General features: G+C 34.9%; 17 protein-coding genes, 2 tRNA genes and 3 pseudogenes. 15 read left to right on the top strand and 7 right to left on the bottom strand.

Annotated features, from left to right (window positions below; genetic code table 11):
• The first annotated feature begins 16 nt into the window (after positions 1-16).
• Positions 17-751, top strand: coding sequence for a UMP kinase (pyrH, locus tag A9G25_RS08405; protein WP_065626572.1), 735 nt, complete (start codon positions 17-19; stop codon positions 749-751).
• A 29-nt stretch (positions 752-780) separates the two neighbouring features.
• Positions 781-1,338, top strand: a complete 558-nt coding sequence (gene frr / locus A9G25_RS08400; RefSeq protein WP_065560532.1) for a ribosome recycling factor — start codon at positions 781-783, stop codon at positions 1,336-1,338.
• Positions 1,339-1,623: 285 nt separating this feature from the next.
• Here frr and arsB read toward each other — a convergent pair whose 3' ends face one another.
• Complete coding sequence (gene arsB, locus A9G25_RS08395; protein ID WP_065626551.1) at positions 1,624-2,673, bottom strand: ACR3 family arsenite efflux transporter; 1,050 nt, start codon at positions 2,671-2,673, stop codon at positions 1,624-1,626.
• Between the two features lie 1,297 nt (positions 2,674-3,970).
• Between arsB and A9G25_RS08390 the strand changes: the two genes are divergently transcribed.
• Positions 3,971-4,885 carry a hypothetical protein gene (locus A9G25_RS08390; RefSeq protein ID WP_141675062.1) on the top strand — a complete coding sequence of 305 codons (915 nt, stop codon included), beginning with the start codon at positions 3,971-3,973 and terminating at the stop codon, positions 4,883-4,885.
• A 367-nt stretch (positions 4,886-5,252) separates the two neighbouring features.
• Positions 5,253-5,392, top strand: a pseudogene (locus tag A9G25_RS13205) (IS5/IS1182 family transposase); the annotation flags it as partial.
• A 430-nt stretch (positions 5,393-5,822) separates the two neighbouring features.
• Here the strand turns inward: A9G25_RS13205 and nagE are convergent.
• Positions 5,823-7,313 (bottom strand): N-acetylglucosamine-specific PTS transporter subunit IIBC, encoded by a 1,491-nt coding sequence (nagE, locus tag A9G25_RS08385; RefSeq protein WP_065626549.1) that lies wholly within the window; start codon positions 7,311-7,313, stop codon positions 5,823-5,825.
• 253 nt (positions 7,314-7,566) lie between these two features.
• On the opposite strand from nagE, the gene nagB reads away from it, so the two are divergent.
• The 4 genes and pseudogenes from nagB to A9G25_RS12380 all read left to right on the top strand — a co-directional run bounded on the left by nagB (position 7,567) and on the right by A9G25_RS12380 (position 12,217).
• Positions 7,567-8,373 carry a glucosamine-6-phosphate deaminase gene (gene nagB, locus A9G25_RS08380; protein WP_065626548.1) on the top strand — a complete coding sequence of 269 codons (807 nt, stop codon included), beginning with the start codon at positions 7,567-7,569 and terminating at the stop codon, positions 8,371-8,373.
• An 11-nt stretch (positions 8,374-8,384) separates the two neighbouring features.
• Positions 8,385-9,527 (top strand): N-acetylglucosamine-6-phosphate deacetylase, encoded by a 1,143-nt coding sequence (gene nagA, locus A9G25_RS08375; protein ID WP_065626547.1) that lies wholly within the window; start codon positions 8,385-8,387, stop codon positions 9,525-9,527.
• Positions 9,528-9,563: 36 nt separating this feature from the next.
• Positions 9,564-10,787 (top strand): ROK family protein, encoded by a 1,224-nt coding sequence (locus A9G25_RS08370; protein WP_065626546.1) that lies wholly within the window; start codon positions 9,564-9,566, stop codon positions 10,785-10,787.
• Between the two features lie 123 nt (positions 10,788-10,910).
• A pseudogene (locus A9G25_RS12380) lies at positions 10,911-12,217 on the top strand (IS1182 family transposase).
• A gap of 37 nt (positions 12,218-12,254) precedes the next feature.
• Here the strand turns inward: A9G25_RS12380 and asd are convergent.
• The 4 genes and pseudogenes from asd to A9G25_RS13410 form a co-directional block, all read right to left on the bottom strand.
• The gene (gene asd, locus A9G25_RS08355; protein ID WP_065626544.1) at positions 12,255-13,358 is read right to left on the bottom strand and encodes an aspartate-semialdehyde dehydrogenase; all 1,104 of its coding nucleotides are present in this window, start codon (positions 13,356-13,358) and stop codon (positions 12,255-12,257) included.
• Between the two features lie 457 nt (positions 13,359-13,815).
• Positions 13,816-13,892: transfer RNA gene (locus tag A9G25_RS08350), tRNA-Pro, on the bottom strand.
• Positions 13,893-13,914: 22 nt separating this feature from the next.
• A tRNA-His gene (locus A9G25_RS08345) sits at positions 13,915-13,990 on the bottom strand.
• Between the two features lie 124 nt (positions 13,991-14,114).
• Positions 14,115-14,994 (bottom strand): annotated as a pseudogene (locus tag A9G25_RS13410) (L-serine ammonia-lyase, iron-sulfur-dependent, subunit alpha).
• Between the two features lie 327 nt (positions 14,995-15,321).
• Between A9G25_RS13410 and A9G25_RS08330 the strand changes: the two are divergent.
• Both A9G25_RS08330 and A9G25_RS08325 read left to right on the top strand, forming a co-directional pair.
• Entirely contained in the window at positions 15,322-16,002 is a 681-nt protein-coding gene (locus tag A9G25_RS08330) for a response regulator transcription factor (protein WP_065626571.1), read from the top strand.
• Positions 16,003-16,146: 144 nt separating this feature from the next.
• Positions 16,147-17,316, top strand: coding sequence for an ATP-binding protein (locus tag A9G25_RS08325; protein WP_218057577.1), 1,170 nt, complete (start codon positions 16,147-16,149; stop codon positions 17,314-17,316).
• A 13-nt stretch (positions 17,317-17,329) separates the two neighbouring features.
• Here the strand turns inward: A9G25_RS08325 and A9G25_RS08320 are convergent, their stop codons facing one another.
• Positions 17,330-18,079 (bottom strand): M15 family metallopeptidase, encoded by a 750-nt coding sequence (locus tag A9G25_RS08320; protein WP_065626540.1) that lies wholly within the window; start codon positions 18,077-18,079, stop codon positions 17,330-17,332.
• Between the two features lie 159 nt (positions 18,080-18,238).
• Here A9G25_RS08320 and A9G25_RS08315 point away from each other — a divergent pair, with 159 nt between their 5' ends.
• The 5 genes from A9G25_RS08315 to A9G25_RS08295 all read left to right on the top strand — a co-directional run.
• Positions 18,239-19,372, top strand: coding sequence for a bifunctional tRNA (adenosine(37)-C2)-methyltransferase TrmG/ribosomal RNA large subunit methyltransferase RlmN (locus A9G25_RS08315; protein WP_065626570.1), 1,134 nt, complete (start codon positions 18,239-18,241; stop codon positions 19,370-19,372).
• A gap of 29 nt (positions 19,373-19,401) precedes the next feature.
• Entirely contained in the window at positions 19,402-20,016 is a 615-nt protein-coding gene (locus A9G25_RS08310; protein ID WP_065626539.1) for a hypothetical protein, read from the top strand.
• 60 nt (positions 20,017-20,076) lie between these two features.
• Entirely contained in the window at positions 20,077-20,652 is a 576-nt protein-coding gene (locus tag A9G25_RS08305; RefSeq protein ID WP_065626538.1) for a manganese efflux pump MntP, read from the top strand.
• A gap of 148 nt (positions 20,653-20,800) precedes the next feature.
• Positions 20,801-21,100 (top strand): IS3 family transposase, encoded by a 300-nt coding sequence (locus A9G25_RS08300; protein WP_034885636.1) that lies wholly within the window; start codon positions 20,801-20,803, stop codon positions 21,098-21,100.
• Between the two features lie 83 nt (positions 21,101-21,183).
• Positions 21,184-21,478 (top strand): IS3 family transposase (locus tag A9G25_RS08295; RefSeq protein ID WP_141675061.1); only part of this gene is annotated, 295 nt, incomplete at its 3' end.

Genomic DNA, 21,478 nt, shown 5'->3' with positions numbered 1-21,478 from the left:
AACAGTGAGACATCATATGGTAACCCCTTTTTATAAACGTATTCTTCTTAAACTCAGTGGTGAAGCACTACAAGGTGATGAAGGTTTTGGTATTGATGCAACCGTTCTTGATCGTATGGCTCAAGAAATAAAAGAGCTTATTGAAATGAATGTTGAAGTTGCTGTTGTTATTGGGGGTGGTAATCTATTTCGTGGTGCAGGACTTGCTAAAGCGGGAATGAACCGAGTAGTTGGTGATCACATGGGCATGCTTGCAACCGTCATGAATGGACTAGCGATGCGCGATGCATTACACCGAATAGAAGTAAACGCTCGCTTAATGTCAGCCATTCCATTAAATGGTGTATGTGATGACTATCGTTGGACTGAAGCAATTAGCTTGCTTCGTCATGGTAAAGTCGTTATCCTTTCTGCTGGAACTGGTAATCCTTTTTTCACAACCGATTCAGCAGCATGCTTACGGGGTATTGAAATTGGTGCAGATGTTGTCTTAAAAGCGACCAAAGTAGATGGTGTTTACTCTGCCGATCCTGTTAAAGATCCAACAGCAACACTTTATAAAACACTAAGCTATGAAAAAGTGCTTACAGATGAGCTTAAAGTAATGGATTTAGCGGCATTCACATTAGCAAGGGATCATAATTTACCAATTTGTGTCTTTAATATGAATAAACCTGGAGCGTTGCGTCGTGTTATATTAGGTGAACAAGAAGGAACATTAATTAATAACAAAGCAACTATAACCAGTTAATTATCTTTATTTTAAATAAGGCTTTTATTATGTTAAACGAGATTCAAAAAGAAGCGCAAACGCGCATGGAAAAAAGTATTGATGCGTTTCAAAATCATATTTCTAAAGTAAGAACGGGTCGCGCATCACCAAGCTTATTAGATGGTATTATGGTTGAATATTATGGTAGTCCAACGCCATTACGCCAACTAGCTAACATCGTTGCTGAAGATGCAAGAACGCTAGCGATTACTGTATTTGACAAATCACTTACACCACTAATTGAAAAAGCAATCTTAACATCAGATTTAGGACTTAACCCAGCATCAGCAGGTACCGTTATTCGCGTTCCATTACCGCCACTAACCGAAGAACGCCGTCGAGACTTAACCAAAATTGTCCGTAACGAAGCAGAACAAGGTCGAGTATCGATCCGTAATATTCGCCGTGATGCTAACGACCAAATCAAAGCATTACTAAAAGATAAAGAAATATCTGAAGATGATGAGCGTAAAGCACAAGATTTAATCCAAAAAGCGACAGACGCCGCAATTAAAAAATTAGATACAGTGCTTGCCGATAAAGAAAAGGAACTAATGGAATTCTAATTTTTATCTTCTTTTTCCTCTTTTCTTCCAAACGCTCTGTTTTATAAAGCAGAGTGTTTTTCCTTGATTTTAAAAATCGGTCAGTAAATGAATTGATTTTATTTATGTTTTTTTGAGTCCTATTTTTACAAAAACAGCCACCCAAAACCGATCTCCAAAAAACACTCCACTAGCACAGGCAAACCTATGTCTTAAATTTACCAAATAATCCTATTCGACGAGTTTTTGCACGAAATTTATTTATGTCTTTCAAATTATCTCTTAACGTATTATCGAAATATTAGATTAAAAATATTTCTTTCTAATCCATAATGCTACATTGACTAGCAATACAAGCACAGGGACTTCAACTAGTGGCCCTATCACTGCAGCAAAGGCCACAGGCGATGCTAAACCAAAAGCGACAATAGCCACAGCAATAGCTAATTCAAAGTTATTACTGGCCGCTGTAAAGGACATGGCGGTTACTTTAGGGTAGCTTTCATTGGCTAATTTACCCATCACAAAACTTAAAACAAACATTACAACAAAATAGATTGTTAGTGGAATAGCAATTCGAATAGCATCTAAAGGTAGTTTAACCACTTCATTACCTTTTAAGCTAAACATAGCCACAATAGTAAATAGTAACGCAATCAATGTAATAGGGCTGATTTTAGGTAAAAATTTATTTTGATACCAATCATCTCCTTTTACTTTTCGTAAAAAGTAACGAGTTAAAAAACCTGCTAAAAAGGGTATGCCTAAATAGATAAGAACAGTTTCAGCGATAGTACCAAAACTTACATTAATAACACTCCCAGCTAAACCAAATAAAGGAGGTAAGTAAGAAAGATAAAACCAAGCAAAGACACTAAAAAATAGGATTTGGAAGATAGAGTTGAAGGCAACCAGTGCAGCAATATACTGGTTATCCCCATCAGCTAATTGATTCCAAACTAGCACCATAGCGATACAACGCGCAAGGCCAATTAAAATAACACCTGTCATATACTCTGGATAGTCATGCAAAAAAATTATCGCCAATATAAACATTAATGCAGGGCCAATTAACCAATTCTGTATTAATGATAAAGCTAATATTTTTTTATCTTGAAAAATTTTAGGTAACTCTTCATAACGCACTTTTGCCAGTGGTGGATACATCATTAAAATAAGGCCAATAGCAATAGGTATATTAGTCGAACCAACAGATAATTCATTAAGCCTATCTGGTAAGGATGTAAATACCGTACCTAAGATAATACCTAATGCCATTGCAGCAAAAATCCATAGAGTTAAGTAACGGTCTAAAAAAGATAGTTTTTTTACAGGTGTGTTCGTTGGACAAGTCATAATAATTTAACCTATATTATTAGGCTGATGAGTTAACTAATCAGCCATTTCCTCTATTGATTAGATAATTTAGTTAAAGCATCTATACCTATAGTTTTCTTTGCTTTTAAAGGTACTATAAAATAGGGTCAATGGCAATGAGTATATAAGTAGAACCAACAGATAATATGTAATAACATATTGTATTATTTAAATTTTATTATTAAAACAACCCGCTTAAACACATAAAGGCGTTTTACCAGAAATAGCTTTATGTATAACCATATTATAAATGTGAATAAGTAGCTTAGACTTTTGTTCTCTATTTTCTGTATTGTTAAATATTTTTTATATCATGCCACATTGCAATTAAAATATGTAATCATGCTTTCGGTTTTTTCATTCGTTTATTAGTGGGCTGGTTTCGTAAATTTTGATTAATAAAATGGTTATTAAACGTTTTAATGAATAGATACAGCGACACTTTAATTAATTATCAAATGGTATAGAGATCTTGAGTGTTTCTCACAAAAATACAGCCTAAAAAGTGAATAGTCATATAAATATTCACAAATCATGCCGAGAATTACATTGTTTATTTTAGTCCTTTATATTAAATGGATGATTATTTAATGCTTCATGCGGTTTTTAGGTGTTATAAATGGAATATGTAAATGTTTGGTGTCGACCTGAAACTGTCGTCTAGCTAGGCTTTGTTATTACTTTTAGCCACCATTGATAAATCTTTAGTTTGATTTTTTTGTATGTTCATTGCTGTCGTTCCTTAAATTACGGTAAACAATGAGAGTAATTTCTACGACTAAAAATAGCATTTACTATATGACCACTTGTTTTAAGCATAAAAAATCAAATAAAATCATTACCCTACCTGAACGATTTTATACCTTCAAAAAGCGCTTATTCCACCATTCAAGACCAACCCATCTATCAATTCCATCTTTTTGCCCCACCACGAACAATTATTTACAAAAAATTTGCCAAAAAACTAGCCAACTATTTTTTAAATGGTTATACTTTTATCGCTATAGAAAAAAGCTTATTAAATAAGCAAGTAATTATAAAAATCTAAATAAAACAAGTTATTACTTGACAGGTAAACCATAATGCATTATTATTTTAGACACCAGACACCAGACACCAGACCTGGCAAACCTATGTCTTAAATTTATCAAATAATCTTATTCGACGAGTTTTTACACGAAATTTATTTATATCTTCCAAATTATCTTTCAACGTATTATCGAAATTATCGCTCAAATCACCTAAAACAGCTTTGCTAGTATTAGCATTGTTATTATTGTCATCTTCATCGAATTTACAGGCATTGAATGGTAAAAAGGCTCGAGCAGGTAATCGTAGTGATGCAATAGTAATACCGTCGCCAGTTATCAATTATGTAAGGCCGAATCCAAATTTTGGTGTCGGAGACTTTGCAGGCCCAGCTGACATATGGAATCCTTATGAAGGCTTTTTAGTACAATCATCAATCAATCCTGAATTATACAACCTCAATTTCCCGACTACAGGTGCGCATAATTTATATTTTGATTTAGTATTAAAAATAGAGAGAGTCAAACCAGAACAATTGACATGGGAACCGGTAACGCATGAGGGAATTACTGCGACAGTGGTGGAGGTTGTAGAGCATCATGGCTACAGTTTTTATCTTCGGGTAAAGCTAACAGGTCCAGAGGCAAGAAATCAATGGGACAATCCGAATCCTAGCCCAATTGCTAAGCCAAGGTTACCACAGACGTTTGAGTTAGTGGGTAGAGATATTAGTACCGCTGATGAGGTAGTAAAATATGGATTTGTGTTAAAGCAGTGGTTCGTCAATCGGGGTGATCAATTGAAAACTTATAGTGACCAGTTAGCATGGTGTAATGGTTTGGGTTATCGCATGCCGAGGGTAAGGGATTTAACTAATTCGAAGTGTGGTGTAGAGAGTAATTATTTCCCCTGTATAAATGGCATAGATGGCGCCACGCCGTCGTCAAGACATAATAAATACCAACGTCATATAGGCGCTGGATTTTTTACGGAGTGGGGCATCATGCACGAATACGCTGATGCGGGCTTCGTCGACTACCACTACTGGACAAGCGATGTAACAGGTAGCTATCAGTTCCTTGTCAACTCGATCTTCGGCGATGTCCGCAGCTACCGCGCCGGCACCAGTACCCGTCTTTACGCTGTTTGCACCACACCTTAGTTTTTAGCGTTTAGTCCTTAATCCTTAGAGCGCAGAAGGTGGTTATGGTGCTTGAGAGGACAATATAAGAAAGAATAAAGCCTCGGCGTAAGTTTGGGCCATCCTTAGGGTTGTGCGCCACAAAACTGCGCCGCTCCTACCGCCGCCGACGCTGAAAGTGTCGATGGCGGTGGCACAAGGGTAAAATTAAATAAAGAGGGTCATGCAATGGAAATAGAACAAAGATTAGTATTAAGTGAAAATCCGATACATTTTTTGAGAGAGGGACTTTTTTTAAAGACCTACAACCAATCGTTTTATGTGATGACTCAATTATTAGGATTCAACATAAAACCAATAATCAAACACATAAAAAACTCGACCAAATGTGCGAGCGCATCAACGTAGCTTAGATGTAGCAACTTAGCATTCACATCAGATAGGAAAAAGCTGTGGGGCAACTCAGCTAAAATCCACTTTGCTTTTGATAGTGGTGGTCTACCGATTTGTTTCAAGCTTTCGCAAGGATAACATTATGTTATTGCTGGTATTTATACTTATGTGGTTACCAATGTATTGTTGATTAATATATAAACACAAAAAGTAAAGAGTCCTAATAATTCACTTAAAAAAACATTTAGTTAGCAATACAACAAGCTTTAGAAAAATGGACTATGCCAAAAACTAGAAAAATACAATGGGTCGGTTTATTATAAAATTTTGTGACAAAATTAATTATCACCTTTAATGGGCAAATATACAAATTTAGTATAGATTTACAAAGGGATATATTCTGAATCAGCAAATATTTGCTGATTCAGAATATAGAGAATAAAATTTTAGGCGATTTATTAACTTTTATAATATGGTTAAAACGCATTATGAATTTTTAAAAGGTTATTTTAATTATGAAGTGTAAACAACTCGGTGTTTTCCTACAATTTAACTCTTATTTTAATTAAACTAACTTTTTCATTTGATCTGCAATCTTTTCTGCTTGCTGACCAACTACAATTTGTACCCCCGTTTTACCTAATTTTATTACTGCCATTGCACCAAGTGCTTTAGCAGCTTGTTCATCAATAAGCTCAGAATCATTAACGCCTAAACGCAAACGTGTAATACAAGAATCAATATTGGTTAGGTTTTCTTTACCGCCAACAGCTGCTAAATATTGATCTGCAAGTTTTTTTGTATCTATATTGCCTTGTGTTGATTTTTCAGTTTTACTTTGGGGTGTTTCTACTTCGTCTTCACGACCTGGTGTTTTAAGATTAAATTTCACAATAACTAAGCGGAATGCAACATAATAAACAGCAAAGAACACTAAACCTTGAAGTATAAGCATATACCAATGTACAGCAAGTGGATTACGACTAGAAAGTAACATATCAACTAAGCCAGCACTAAAACCAAATCCTGCAATCCATTGCATTGCTGCGGCAATATAAAGTGAAATACCAGCTAAAATAGCATGTAAACCATAAAGTAATGGCGCAACAAACATAAACGCAAATTCTAACGGTTCAGTAACGCCAGTAAAGAATGCCGCAAATGAAGCGGCTAACATAATTGAAGCTGTTTTATCCTTATTACCTTTTTTTGCTGTATGATACATAGCTAGTGCAGCTCCCGGTAAGCCAAACATCATAATTGGGAAAAATCCGGCTTGGTAACGACCAGTAATACCAATTGTAGCTAATCCATCATCAATTGACTTTTGTCCTCCTAAGAAAGTTGGAATATCATTAATACCTGCAACGTCGAACCAAAAAACAGAATTAAGTGCATGATGTAAACCAATAGGAATTAATAGACGATTGAAGAATCCATAAATACCAGCACCCACTGATCCTAAATCTTTAATATATTTGCCAAAAACAACTAATGCATCATAAATAGATGGCCAGATAAAATATAAAACAGCAGAAACCAATAGCATAACTATCGATACAATAATAGGCACTAGTCTTTTACCACTAAAAAATGCTAATGCTTTATGTAATTCCACCTGACTAAAACGATTGTAAAGCTCAGCTGAAATAATACCAACGAGAATACCAATAAATTGGTTATTTATTTTTTGGTATGCAGCAGGAACTTTTTCTAGCCAATCTTCTGCTTTTGTATCAATACCATTAAATAATGCAATCGAACTAGGAGAGAGTAAAGTTGTAACCACTAAAAAGCCAACTAACCCAGCAAGTGCGGCTGCACCATCTTTATCTTTAGACATGCCATAAGCCACGCCAATAGCAAAAAGTATTGGCATATTATCAATAATTGCTCCGCCAGATTTAATTAAAAAAGCGGCAATAATACTATTTTGCCCCCAACCATTAGGATCGATCCAATACCCAATTCCTAGTAGTATTGCAGCAGCCGGTAGAACTGCCACAGGCACCATCAATGAACGCCCGATACGTTGCATATAAGCTAAAATTCCCATAAGTTTAACCTCATATAATTTTTAGGGGGTATATATAATAAAAAGTAATGAAATTTTACATCTTTAAGTGATGATAATTAAGTATTATTATTCCACTCTATATTATTTATTTTACTTCACAAATTAATTATTCTTTTTTTGTGATTTAAATCACCATTTTTTTTGATTAATTAGTTTAATATAGTAAAATAAAGGCAACATATTTTAATTCAAAAAAAAAGTTTTTTAATTATATCACAAGAGGTAACAGCACATGAGACTTATTCCTTTAGAAACTGCACAAGAAGTCGGTGCCTGGGTTGCACAGCGCATTGTTAATAAAATTAATGAGTTTAAGCCTACCGCAGATCGTCCATTTTTATTGGGGCTGCCAACAGGTAGTTCACCATTAGTTATGTATCAACAATTGATTAGACAATATAAAGCAGGTAACGTCAGCTTTAAACATGTTGTAACCTTTAATATGGATGAATATGTTGGTATTCCAGAAGAACATCCACAAAGCTACCACACATTTATGTACGAAAATTTTTTCAATCATATTGATATTGATAAGAACAATATCAATATATTAAATGGTAATGCACCAGATATTGATCAAGAGTGCCGTCAATATGAAGCGAAGATCAAAGCTTACGGCAAAATTAATATCTTTGTTGGGGGGGTGGGTCAAGATGGACATATCGCTTTTAATGAGCCGGCATCTTCACTTTGTTCACGTACACGCATCAAAACATTAACTGAAGATACACGCATTGCTAATTCCCGTTTTTTTGATAATGATGTGAATCAAGTACCAAAACATGCATTAACCATTGGTGTTGCAACCTTAATGGATGCTCAAGAGGTAATTTTATTAGTTTGTGGTCATAACAAAAGTTTAGCGTTACAAGCAGGTGTTGAAGGTAGCGTTAATCACCTTTGGACTGTAACCGCACTACAAATGCATCCTGCATCAATTATTGTTTGTGATGAACCAAGTACTGATGATCTAAAAGTAAAAACATTAAAATATTTTAAACAAATGGAAGCTGATAATCTTAAAGTGACCGTTTTATAAAGGATAAATCAATGTACGCATTAACAAATTGTCGTTTTTATACAGGTTATGAAATTCTTGAAAATCATGCTGTTATTATCAGCGGTGATAAAATTGCTAAAATCTGTAAACAAGACGAATTACCTACAGATATCAAAATTGAAAATTTACAAGGTGCAATTGTTGCACCTGGATTTATTGATATCCAAGTTAATGGTTGTGGTGGTGTGCAATTTAATGAAACGTTTGATGCACTGAGCGTTGAAACATTAGAAGCCATGCAGGCCACAAATCTTATTTCTGGTTGTACTAGCTATTTGCCTACATTAATTACATCAACTGATGAATTTATGATAAAGGCAGTTGAAGTGATGCGTGAATATTTGATCTTGCATCCTAACCAAGCGCTAGGTTTACACCTTGAAGGACCTTACATTAATCCAGAAAAGAAAGGCATTCATGACGAAAATATTATCCGTCAACCATCACAAAAAATGATTGATTTTCTATGTGAAAATGCTGATGTGATTAAAATTATAACGTTAGCACCAGAAAAAGTTGAAAGTCATTTCATTAAGCAATTGATTAACGCAGGTATTCATGTATCTGTAGGGCATTCGAATGGTCATTACGATGATTGTCGTCGTGGATTTAATGATGGCATTCGTTTAGGTACCCACCTATTTAATGCCATGCCTTATATTTCTGGACGCGAACCTGGCGTAGTTGGTGCAATTTATGATGAACCTGAAGTTTATGTAGGCATTATTGCTGACGGTCAACATGTCAGTTGGGCAAATATCCGCAATAGTCATAAAATAAAACAAAATCATTTAATTTTAGTTACTGATGCAATGTTACTTGCTGGTTCTAATTTAGAATCAGGCGTATTTGCAGGCAAAACCATTTATTATAAAGATGGCCGCTGTATTGATGAAAATGGCACACTTGGTGGTTCAGCATTAACTATGATTAATGCAGTAAAAAATGCAGTTGAATATGTAGGTATTGCATTAGATGAAGCATTAAGAATGGCAACACTTTATCCAGCCAAAGCAATCGGTGTAGATAAAGATCTTGGTAGCATTAGTGAGGGTAAGATTGCGAACCTTGTTGTATTTAATCGTGACTTTACAATAATTAAAACTGTTGTTAATGGAGAAGTGAGTCGCTAGAATATCAGATAATTAATGAAAAATATTGAGTAATATATGAAATTTAATTATCTGAACTTAGTTGGCAATGCTGAATTAATCAAACAGCTAAATTATGCAATGATTTACCGTTTGATTGTTCAGCAAGCGCCTGTTTCTCGTATTCAATTGGCCGAAATCAGCCAATTAGCCCCAGCAAGCATTACCAAAATAACCCGTCAACTTCTTAAAAAAAAATTAATTAAAGAAGTCGATGCACAACAATCAACGGGGGGACGGCCTGCAGTTTCAATCGAAGCTAAGTTTGGATATTACCAAGCAATTGCCGTACAATTAAGTAGATCCAATGTCACAATAGAGCTTTTTGATTTAGGGGCTAAATGCCTTATGTCAAAAAGATGCTCACTTACCAATTTTACTCAACAACAAGTTCAAGAATATCTAATTGCATTGATTAAAGAATTTATTCAGGTAAACAGAAAAAAAATAAAATATTTAATTGCAATATCTATTGTACTCCCTGGCTTGATTGACTCAGTTAATGGCATTGTTCGATACACTCCACATATTCAAATAAAAGAATGGGCTTTAAGCGAGATACTACAAAAGGAATTCAATGTATCTATTTTTCTAGGAAATGATATTCAAAGTCTAGCATTAGCTGAAAGTTATTTTGGTTCAACACAACATGTTGATGATTCTATTTTAATCCGTGTACATCGCGGGGTAGGTTCTGGTGTTATCGTTAATCAACAGTTGCTTACAAACCACAATCAAAGCGCTTGTGAAGTTGGGCACATTCAAGTAGATACATTAGGTGAACGTTGCCATTGTGGTAATTTCGGTTGCTTGGAAAACCGAGTTGTAAATAAAGCAATTGAATACAGAGCTAAACAGATGATTGAGCAAGGTTATGTATCAAAGTTAACGTTAGAGCACTGTGATATATATCATATCTGTCAGTATGCTAATCAAGGCGATGAACTAGCTATTAAGTTAGTTAAGGATGCAGGTGAAAATCTTGGTAGAGCGGTTGCAATTATGGTTAACATCTTTAACCCTCAACGAATTGTGTTAGCAGGAGAACTTACCAAGTCGCCCGAAATACTATTAGCTTCTGTTAATAGTGCATTAAATGCTCAAAGTTTAGAGGGATTACGGGAAAACCTGACTATCACTTGTTCTTCCCTTAACGATAGCTCAGCAATTGGTGCATTTGCACTAGTGCAGCAAGCTTTATTTAATGGATCACTATTAGTGACGCTGTTGAATGATAAATAACCATAATCCAGATTGATGACAAAGGACTCGCTTTTTGGCGAGTTCTTTGATCTAATAGAGAGGAGTCCATTATAAGAGGAATTCTTCTATGTTAAAAAAACAACTTCAGCGACACCAGAAAAAATAGCGCAAATCTCGCTAGATGTGCTTGTCCCTCAAAATCATCTTGTTCGTAAAATAGCTAAAGTCATGGATTTTGAATTTATTCGAGACGCGGTAGCACCTCTTTATAGCCCTAATAACGGTCGTCCGGCAGAGGATCCGGTCAGACTGTTTAAAATCATGCTATTGGGGTATCTTTTCGGTATCCCAGTGAACGTCGTCTGGTTCAGGAAATTCAGGTCAATTTAGCTTACCGCTGGTTTCTGGGAATGGGATTAACCGAAAAAGTGATTGACGCCTCAACACTCAGCCAAAATCGTCGCCGTCGGTTTAATGACAGTGAAATCTATCAACAGATTTTTGATAATATTGTTGAGCAAGCCATTGCCAAAGGGTTGATAAGTGGTCGGGTTTTATATACGGACAGTACTCACCTGAAAGCAAATGCCAATAAAGGCAAGGCACGTAATGAGCAGCGTATTGTTGAGCCCAGTCAATATATTGATGCGCTTAATCAAGCCATCAACGCAGAAAGAGAATTAAACGGAAAAAAGCCTTAAAGCCATCGACGGTAGAGAAATACAAGGATGTCAAAGTCAATACAACAGATCCGGACAGTGGCTTTATGCATCGATAAGGCAAGCCTAAAGGGGTCTTCTACTTAGATCACCGAACGGTTGATGGCAAATATAATTTAATTACCGATACTTATATCACAGCCGGAAATATCCATGATTCCCAGCCTTATATGGCACGATTAAAACGCCAGTTAGAGCGGTTTGGCTTTAATCCCGTTGGTGTCGGTCCTTGATGCGGGTTATTTTACGGCTCCCATTTGCCATTTACTGCTGGCAGAGCAGATATATCCGGTATTGGGTTATCGCCGCCCCACCCATGGTGCGAATCCCATCAGAAAAAAGTAGTTTATCTATAACAGTCAAACGATACTTATACTTGCCCAAATGGGCAAACATTAATATATAAAACTACCAGCAGGGAAGGTTATCGTCATTATCATTGTGATGTAGCAACCTGCAAAGTCTGTCCTTTATTGTCACAGTGTACACAGAGTAAAACGAGATTCGTTTAAGTCAGTGGGGTAAAAAAGTCTATGCTCGGCGAAAAGAGACCATAGAGCGCAGGTTCAAATGCAGTGTTTATTTGCCGCAACGGCTCAAAATATCAAGAAAATAGCGATAAAGCTATTTTTGTTACGTTTTTTTAGGCTATTTTTTAATTTATTTAATAAAATCCAAATTAAAAATCCTATTTATGGTTTAAATAAAAAAATAAACCCCGAATTATATCGAGGTTTGTCATCAATCTGAAAACCCGATAAATCGGGTTTTTCTATTTTACTTCTAATTAGGCTAAAATGCGCAACATTCTACGTAATGGTTCGGCCGCCCCCCATAATAATTGGTCACCGACCGTAAAAGCAGAAAGGTAATCTTTGCCCATATTCAATTTACGTAAGCGCCCAACAGGTGTTGTTAAGGTGCCTGTTACTGCTGCAGGAGTAAGTTCACGCATCGAAAGATCACGATCATTCGGCACGACTTTTACCCAATCATTATGAGCAGCAAGCAATTTTTCAATTTCAAGTACGCTGATATCTTTTTTCAATTTAATGGTAAAAGCTTGGCTATGGCAACGTAGTGCTCCAATACGAATACAAAGTCCATCAACAGGAATAACTTGACTGGTACCTAAAATTTTATTGGTTTCTGCCTGCCCTTTCCATTCCTCTTTGCTTTGACCATTATCAAGCGCCTTATCAATCCAAGGAATCAAGCTACCTGCTAATGGCACACCAAAATTATCGGTCGGTAAACTACCATCTCGCATTTTTTGGGTCACTTTTCTCTCAATATCTAAAATAGAAGAATGAGGATCTTGTAACTCTTTTGCCACCTCAGCATTTAGCATCCCCATTTGGGTGAGCAGTTCACGCATATGACGCGCACCACCACCAGAAGCAGCTTGATAAGTTGAAACGGAAACCCAATCAACAAGATTTTCAGCAAATAAGCCACCGAGAGACATTAACATTAAGCTCACAGTACAGTTACCACCAACAAAGGTTTTAATGCCTTTATCTAACGCAGAATCAATGTTATCTTTATTCACAGGATCAAGCACGATAATTGCATCATCAGCCATACGTAAAGTCGACGCTGCATCAATCCAATAACCTTGCCAGCCAGTTGCACGTAGTTTAGAATAAATTTCAGAGGTATAATCCCCTCCTTGGCAAGTCACAATAATATCTAATGCTCTTAATTCATCAATATTATCTGCACTTTGTAATGTACCTGTTTTACCGCCGAAAATAGGAGCTGTTTGACCTGCTTGAGAAGTAGAAAAGAATACAGGATTGATATAATCAAAATCATGTTCTTCAACCATACGTTGCATAAGAACAGACCCCACCATTCCACGCCAACCTACAAAACCAACATTTTTCATAATTTATTTCCAATAAATAGAGGTTATATAAAGAGATATTTTCATCTATTAAAACAAAATATCACCATAAAACAAGTGAGATAAGAATAATTTTTGTAGGCAAGAATATAATAACATGGCGTTATATATTGAAAGACAAAACAACCATAATAAAGAATAGAAAAACGAATCATCATCTGCAGCCAAATACGGCTTCTATATAATTTTATTTATTGAAACGATTAGATTATTATTCGACTTATTTATAATAACTTATATGTTCCTAACGCTTTTCTTGGTTGGATCACTTCGTCGCACATATTGGAATAAATAGAGTAAAAGTCGTCTATTTTGAAACAAGAAAGAAAAAGAATAGAAAAACTAAAAAATAATTCAACTAAATAACTTAATTATAAAATTCAAATTAGGAACTGCTAAACAAAAAAACAACTAAATTAGAGAAATTTTTATTTAAAAATGGTCGGCGAGAGAGGATTCGAACCTCCGACCCACTGGTCCCAAACCAGTTGCGCTACCAAGCTGCGCTACTCGCCGTTAGATTTTCTATTTTATAAAATGGGGTGGCTAATGGGATTCGAACCCACGACAACTGGAATCACAATCCAGGGCTCTACCAACTGAGCTATAGCCACCATAGAAGCAGGACAAAATATTACGCATAAAAAATAATATTGTCCAGTAAATTTTTTAAAAAAACATGCTAATTGCTTATATTAAAAGCGCTAAAAGCCTAATATTTTAGCGTTAAGCAAATGTTTATGCTTTATGTGACATTATATCAATAATTTGTGTGTCAGTTACTTTCATGCTTTGACTAACAATTGCACCAAGATTATTGATTGATGTTTCCACGCTATCACAAACAATACCAGTTAAATCACCAATCATACTACAAATAGTCGTATCAATAGGCTTATAATGCCCATTACCAAGCAACAATGCCATGCCAGCGGCTGCCCCCATAGCGGGCAGTTGATGCGGCACAAAGTGCTGACAATGGTGGAAACTTGCTATGTATGTAAATTGCAATGGTGTGTGACAAAATAAGCGCTCTTGCTAATTGCTCTGGCGTTACTTGCAGATAATCGGCAACGACAACAACAGGCATAGTTGCGGTAATACCCTGATTACCTGAACCGGAATTACTCATTGCTGGTAGTCTTGCTGGCATCAGATGCAGCAGTTGTGTGAATAATCACTTTTGATAGTAAATCGTCAGCTAATAGCCCTGTTTTTGTTTGTTCATGTAATGTTGGCAATGCTTAAGCCATAGGTTCTTTTTAATCCTTATTGAGATAAAGCATCGTTGAGCTTAGCTGAGTGCAAAATAAATTCTATATCTTTAAAATTAGCTTGAGTTGCAAAGTCATAAATTAATCTCACCGATATATTTTCTATTATTGCATCATGTTTGATTCATTTATGTTAAGTTTATCAGCCTTAAAAATGACTTCACCATTTTTCATTAAATTAGGCGAAATATAAGCATCAATTTTTCAATAATTTTGTTGCTACTATGTTGAATCGCAATAGCTGCAGCCAAAGCTAAAGAGATGGGTTCAGTACAACCAACTGCAGGTAAAACTTCACGTTTTACCAATTGAATTAATTGTTGCCACATTACTTGTTGTTCCATTTTTTATCTCCATATTAACTTTAGTAGTGTTAAATGGTGAAACATTTAATGTTAAGTAAGCAGACTATTTTAGTCTATCTTAATTAAGAATTGAATAATGCCTATTTATAACCAGTATAAAGTAACATGTGGTTATGGAGGTTATTGTGAAAAGATATATTAAAACATATAGTTATATCTGAAACCTTTTTACATTATTTAATAGTAAATTAAATAATTAGGAATAGTTTAAAATATGTAATATTTTAGTAAAAGAACCTGACTTTTTTTTATTATTGCAATAATGTAAAAACCTATAATTAGATAACAATGGCGATTGCGATTATGATAAATATTTTATTAATAGATGATGATGTTGAATTATCACAAATGCTTAGCGAATATTTGACTAATGAAGGTTTTAATATTAAAAGTGTTTATTTAGGTAAAGATGGTATTGATGAAGCGCTATCAGGTAAATATCGTGCAGCAATCTTAGACGTGATGTTACCTGATATTAATGGTATTGATGTTCTGAAAAGCATCCGTCAACAATGTAATATGCCTGTTATTATGTTAACTGCTAAGGGTGATAATATTGATCGCGTTTTGGGTTTGGAATTAGGTGCTGATGATTACATTCCAAAACCATGTTATCCGCGTGAATTATTAGCAAGATTACGTGCAGTTTTACGACGTTTTGATGAACGCTCGGTCGAAATGGTTGATGATAAAAAATATCATTTTAATGGTTTAATGTTAGATCTACCTCAACGACTTTGTACGTGGAATGGGCAAGTGATTGATTTGACATCAACCGAGTTTAATTTATTAGTTTTATTAGTGAAACATAGCGAGCGAGTAGTAACTAAAGAAGAATTATCTGAAATTGGACTTGGTCGAGCAAGAGAGCTTTATGATCGTAGTGTTGATGTCCATATCAGCAATATTCGCCAAAAATTACATCAAGTTGCACAAAATGATGTGACAATAGAGACGATTAGAGCCGTCGGTTACCGTATTCGTTAACAAACAAATAGGCTTGACATGAATCATCGATTATTCTGGAAAATACTTATCACGTTTGGGGTAATCTTTTATCTTACCTTCCAATTGACTTGGATTGCGTTTTCTATTTATGTAGAAAATAAAAATCAAAGATTTCTCAATCATATGCCCACAAAAGTCGATATGATTGCTCAGTTATTACATGTAGCTGGCGAAGATGAAACGCTTAATTTCATAGCGCATTTACCTGATCGAGAAAGAACGTTATTGTCAATAAAATTAGTTTCTCCATTGAATGATCAAGTTAATATTTTAACCGATGAATTAGAAACACCTACATATGCTTATCAACGTATGACTGTCGCCCCTGACGGAACTCTTTATTCTGTTTCATTTAAAGAGGATAAAGAGGATCATGTTAAAAAGGCATTGTTCAACATGCCCCTGCCCATTGTATTAATGGGCATATGTGTGGGACTTGTTTTTAGCCTTTTTTTAGCATGGAATTTAACTAGACCAATGAGGCTATTAAGACAAGGTTTTTTCAAGGTATCTCAGGGAGATCTTTCTGTTAGATTATTTAATAAACTAAAACCTAGACGTGACGAACTTAGCGAATTAGGTAAAGATTTTGATATGATGGTTGAACAACTTAATATATTGCTTTCTGATCGTCAATCTCTTCTTCATGATGTTTCTCATGAACTTAGAACTCCGCTTGCTCGATTGCAACTAGCAATTGGACTTGCTCAACAAAATAAACAAAATATTGATACATCTTTAGCTAGAATAGAGTTAGAGTCAGAACGTTTAGATCAGTTAATTGGCGAAATTCTAAATTATTCTCGTGCTGAAATGAATAATCGCACTGATGAATATTTTGATTTAAAAGACTTAATAAGTGTAGTAATCAATGATGCTAATTATGAAGCTAATCACCAGTTAATTGAGGTACATTTTACTTTATCATCCATTACTCATCCAATTGTTAAAGGTAATTCAGAACAAATACGCCGTGCTGTTGAAAACATTATCCGCAATGCTATTCGTTTTTCAAAAGCTCAGCAAGCTGTACAAGTTTCACTAAAAGAAACAGGTAAGTATTTACAAATTGAAGTTAAAGATCGAGGCCCTGGTGTTGAAGAAAATAAGTTATCAAGTATTTTTGAACCATTTGTCCGTATTCAGTCTCCACAATTAGGTAAAGGTTATGGTCTAGGACTAGCAATTGCCAGAAAGACCGTCATTATGCATAACGGTACTATCCAAGCAACTAATCGTGATGGTGGAGGCCTTATTGTGACAATATGTTTGCCTTATTGGAGAAAACATTAATAATAAAAATATATTAATAACAATCAGGATTCACAGTTAATACATACTCTTTAACTAGGCTTTCCAGCTTGATTTTATCGTGCCCTATAAAATTTAGAGCTTTCATGATAATTTCTGGATCACTTTCCAATATAGTTTTGTATTGGTCAATATATTGGCTAGCAATAGGTTTATATGACCAGTGCCATTCTTCAGGTTGATACCCACCTTTGCGTCCCTCATTAAAAGCTTGGCAAAATCCATATTTAGGTAGATTTTTTTGAAGCCATTTATATAGAATGATGCCTTTTTTATCATCCTTAAAATATGTTGATGAAACGCTGGTAATATCAATATCTGTTCCCCAATGATGCCTTGATGTGCCAGGCATTGACGAAAATTTCAAAATTTCTTCAGCAATTTTTTCTGGATCATTTATTTTAGCTGATAAAACATCCCATTTCCGTTGCCAAATACCGTTTTGGTAAGTGTAATTTCGCGTTGCACTTACTATGATAAAAGGAATACCTGGATGAACTTTTTTAAAATCATTGTAGGCTTTTATAAGTTGTTCGGTTGGTTCTTTTTGTAGATACATTCCTTTTTTATTAACAGGTAGTATAGTTGAGTCTAACGCGATAAAAACATTATCTTTTTTTTCGTCAAACTGTCCAATCAATTTATTTAATGTGATCTGTTGTGCCATGATAAAAGTAGGAAATAGAAGTAAAGATAATTTTAAAGTCAAACCACCTATTTTTTTTAATATTGTTGATTTCTTCATCTTTCAAGCATTGCCAATATTCTATATAGCCAGATTAAGTTAAAAACAGTATAATCCTTTTCCTAAAAAAGAAATAGCCATAATGTGTAAAAACGAGGCCTTATGTTAACAACATCTACATCTAATACGTCTGGAAATTGTTTAGACGCTGCCAATACAATGAATCTTAATACAACTAATTCCATAAACGAAAGAATAAATTTACTAAACTTCACACGTCAACAATTGAGAGAGTTTTTTATATCACTTGGTGAAAAACCGTTTCGAGCTGATCAAGTAATGAAATGGATCTATCATTTTGGTATAGATAATTTTGATCAAATGACCGATATCAATAAAAAACTACGTGAACAACTAAAGACTTTAGCAGAAATTAAAGCTCCGAAGATTGCCATAGAACAGCGTTCTTCTGATGGCACAATAAAATGGGCACTTGATGTTGGTAATAACCAACTGATTGAGTCTGTTTATATTCCTGAACGTGATCGTGCAACATTATGTGTTTCATCTCAAGTTGGTTGCGCATTAGAGTGTAAATTTTGTTCTACTGCCCAACAAGGATTTAATCGTAATTTAACCGTTTCTGAAATTATTGGCCAAGTATGGCGTGCATCAAATGCAATTGGTGTCACCGGAAAATTAGCAGATAGGCCCATTACTAATGTAGTTATGATGGGTATGGGTGAACCGCTACTTAATTTATCTAATGTTGCACCAGCTATGGAAATTATGTTAGATGATTTTGGCTATGGTTTATCAAAAAGGCGTGTAACACTATCGACATCAGGAGTTGTTCCCGCTTTAGATAAGCTAGCCGGTATGATTGATGTGGCGCTAGCGATATCACTTCATGCACCTAATGATACTATTCGTAATGAAATTATGCCAATTAACCTAAAATACAATATGTCTATGCTACGTGATTCAATTCTGCGTTATCTTTCATCTTCAAACGCAAATCACGGAAAAGTAACTATTGAATATGTATTACTTAATCAAATTAACGATAGCGTTGAACATGCTCATGAGCTTGCTCAATTCCTAAAAAATGTACCTAGCAAAATTAATTTAATTCCTTGGAATCCGTTCCCTGGTGCGCCTTATTCAAGATGTTCAAATACACGAATTGATCGCTTCATGAAAACATTAATGGGATATGGATTTACCGTAATTGTTCGTAAAACACGGGGGGATGATATCGATGCTGCATGTGGCCAGTTAGCTGGTGAAGTTGTTGACCGCACTAAAAGAACTCTTTATAAAAAGCAGAACCTTGTTAAGCAAACAGCATAAGGATAAATCTTTATAAAAAGGAGAAATAGATGAAGAAATTGTTAGTTATATCTAGCTATTTTTTGATGATAGTACTAGCGGGTTGTCAAATGAAAAGCAACAATGAATTTGACCCAGAAAAAGCCGCTTTGGCTAGGATGCGACTTGGATTAGGATATCTTGCTAAAGCAAATGAGTCAGAAGAAAATATAAAGATAGCACATTATAATCTAAAATTAGCTGCACAATACTCCCCAAATAATCCCCAAGTTATGTTAGCCATGGCAATGTTTGATCAACATGTTGGTGAATACAACGAAGCAGAGATGATTTACAAACGTATTACTCTAATGCAACCAGGTAATGGATTATATCATGTCCATTATGGTTCTTTTTTATGTGGTAGAGATCGTTATCAAGAAGCAAAAAAACAATTTGAACAAAGTATTGAGTTCGATCGTCATCGTTGGAAAGCCGATGCTTATGAACAATATGGTTATTGTGCAATCCAAAATAGTGATAAAAAAACAGCTGACTTAATGTTTAAGCAACTTTTTCAATATGATGCTAATCGTCGAGACAACGTTATAAAAACAGCTGAACTTTATAAAAACAAAGGTGATAAAAAAATAGCAAATTATCTATTTTCAGTAATAAATCAATAAATCATCACTATTATTATAAAAGTAATAAATTTTTAATAATTATAAGCAAGAGTATATGTCATGAATTTTTGGGCTATTTTATTATTAGCACTAGCAATGTCAACCGACGCCTTTGCTGTCGCCATTTGTCGTGGGATTTCACTTAAATCAACACCAATTTTAGGCGCATTAAAAATTGGTATTCTATTTGGTGTTGTTGAGGCTATTACCCCATTGCTTGGCTGGTTAGTTGGTTATATTACGTTGCAATATATTGAAAAATGGGATCATTGGGTTGTATTTGCTGTCATGCTATTTTTAGGCATTAATATGATATATAACAGCCAGAAACAGTCAGATGGAAATTGCCAAGAAGATGAATTAATATCATCAAAAAAATCTTTTTTAATGTTAATTTTCACAGCAATTTCAACTAGTATAGATGCATTTGCCGTTGGTGTTGGCTTAGCATTAGCAAGTGTTAATATCTTTTTTGCTGCATCAATGATTGGACTCGCTACCTGTACAATGGTTACTATTGGGTTATTATTGGGTAATAAAATTGGTTGTTTAATTGGTAAACGGGCTGAGCTTTTGGGCGGGTTAGTACTTATTTCTATTGGAGTAATAACTCTTTATCAACATCTTTCAGTTTAATATTTTAAATAAAAATACTTTTTATACTGTTAGGTTTCGAACGTTTTATTGATTGATATGTAGGATTTACTAGTGGATAGGCTACACTAAATCATACAACTTTTTTAAGGGGTAAGGTAAACTTATCACAACTAAAAAAGGAACAAATATGAATAAGATTAAACGCAAAAGACGAACATTCACAGATGATTTTAAACACCAAATGGTCAGTCTTTATCAACATGGTAAATCACGTAGTGAAATCGTTGCCGAATATGATTTGACACCATCAGCTTTGGACCGTTGGATAACGCAAGCAAGCCAAAGCGGCTCATTTAAAACAAAAGATAATCGCAGTCCACAAGAACAAGAGTTAATCGCGTTGCGTAAAGAGCTTAAACAACTCCGTATGGAAAACGATATTCTAAAGCAAGCAGCACTGATAATAGGGCGAAAATCGCTATCCTAAAAGCAAATCGACATCGTTATAGCATAACAAAGCTATGTCAATATTTAGGATTATCAAAACATTATGCTTATTATCAGTGTAAATTGAATAGACAAAAATCAGTAGGGCTTTATGCCGATAAAATCGTGACGCTATTTAATCAGAGCTATCAGTCTTATGGTACAAGACGAATTCGTTTTGATTTACAGAAAGAGAATATTTGGGTGTCACGCCGTTACATTGCTCGGGTGATGAAAGCCTTATTGCTGGTATCAAAATACACCGTTAAACGTTATCAATCTCACAATACGGAAGTGAATGAAACCGCCACAGAAAATCACCTGCAACGACAATTTGATGTAGGTGATAAAAAACAAATTGTTGTTGCGGATTTAACGT

Origin of the sequence: Gilliamella sp. Bif1-4 (genome assembly GCF_001690535.1) — a bacterium.
GTDB lineage: Bacteria > Pseudomonadota > Gammaproteobacteria > Enterobacterales > Orbaceae > Gilliamella > Gilliamella bombi.
This window is presented reverse-complemented; position numbering and strand designations above follow the sequence as displayed.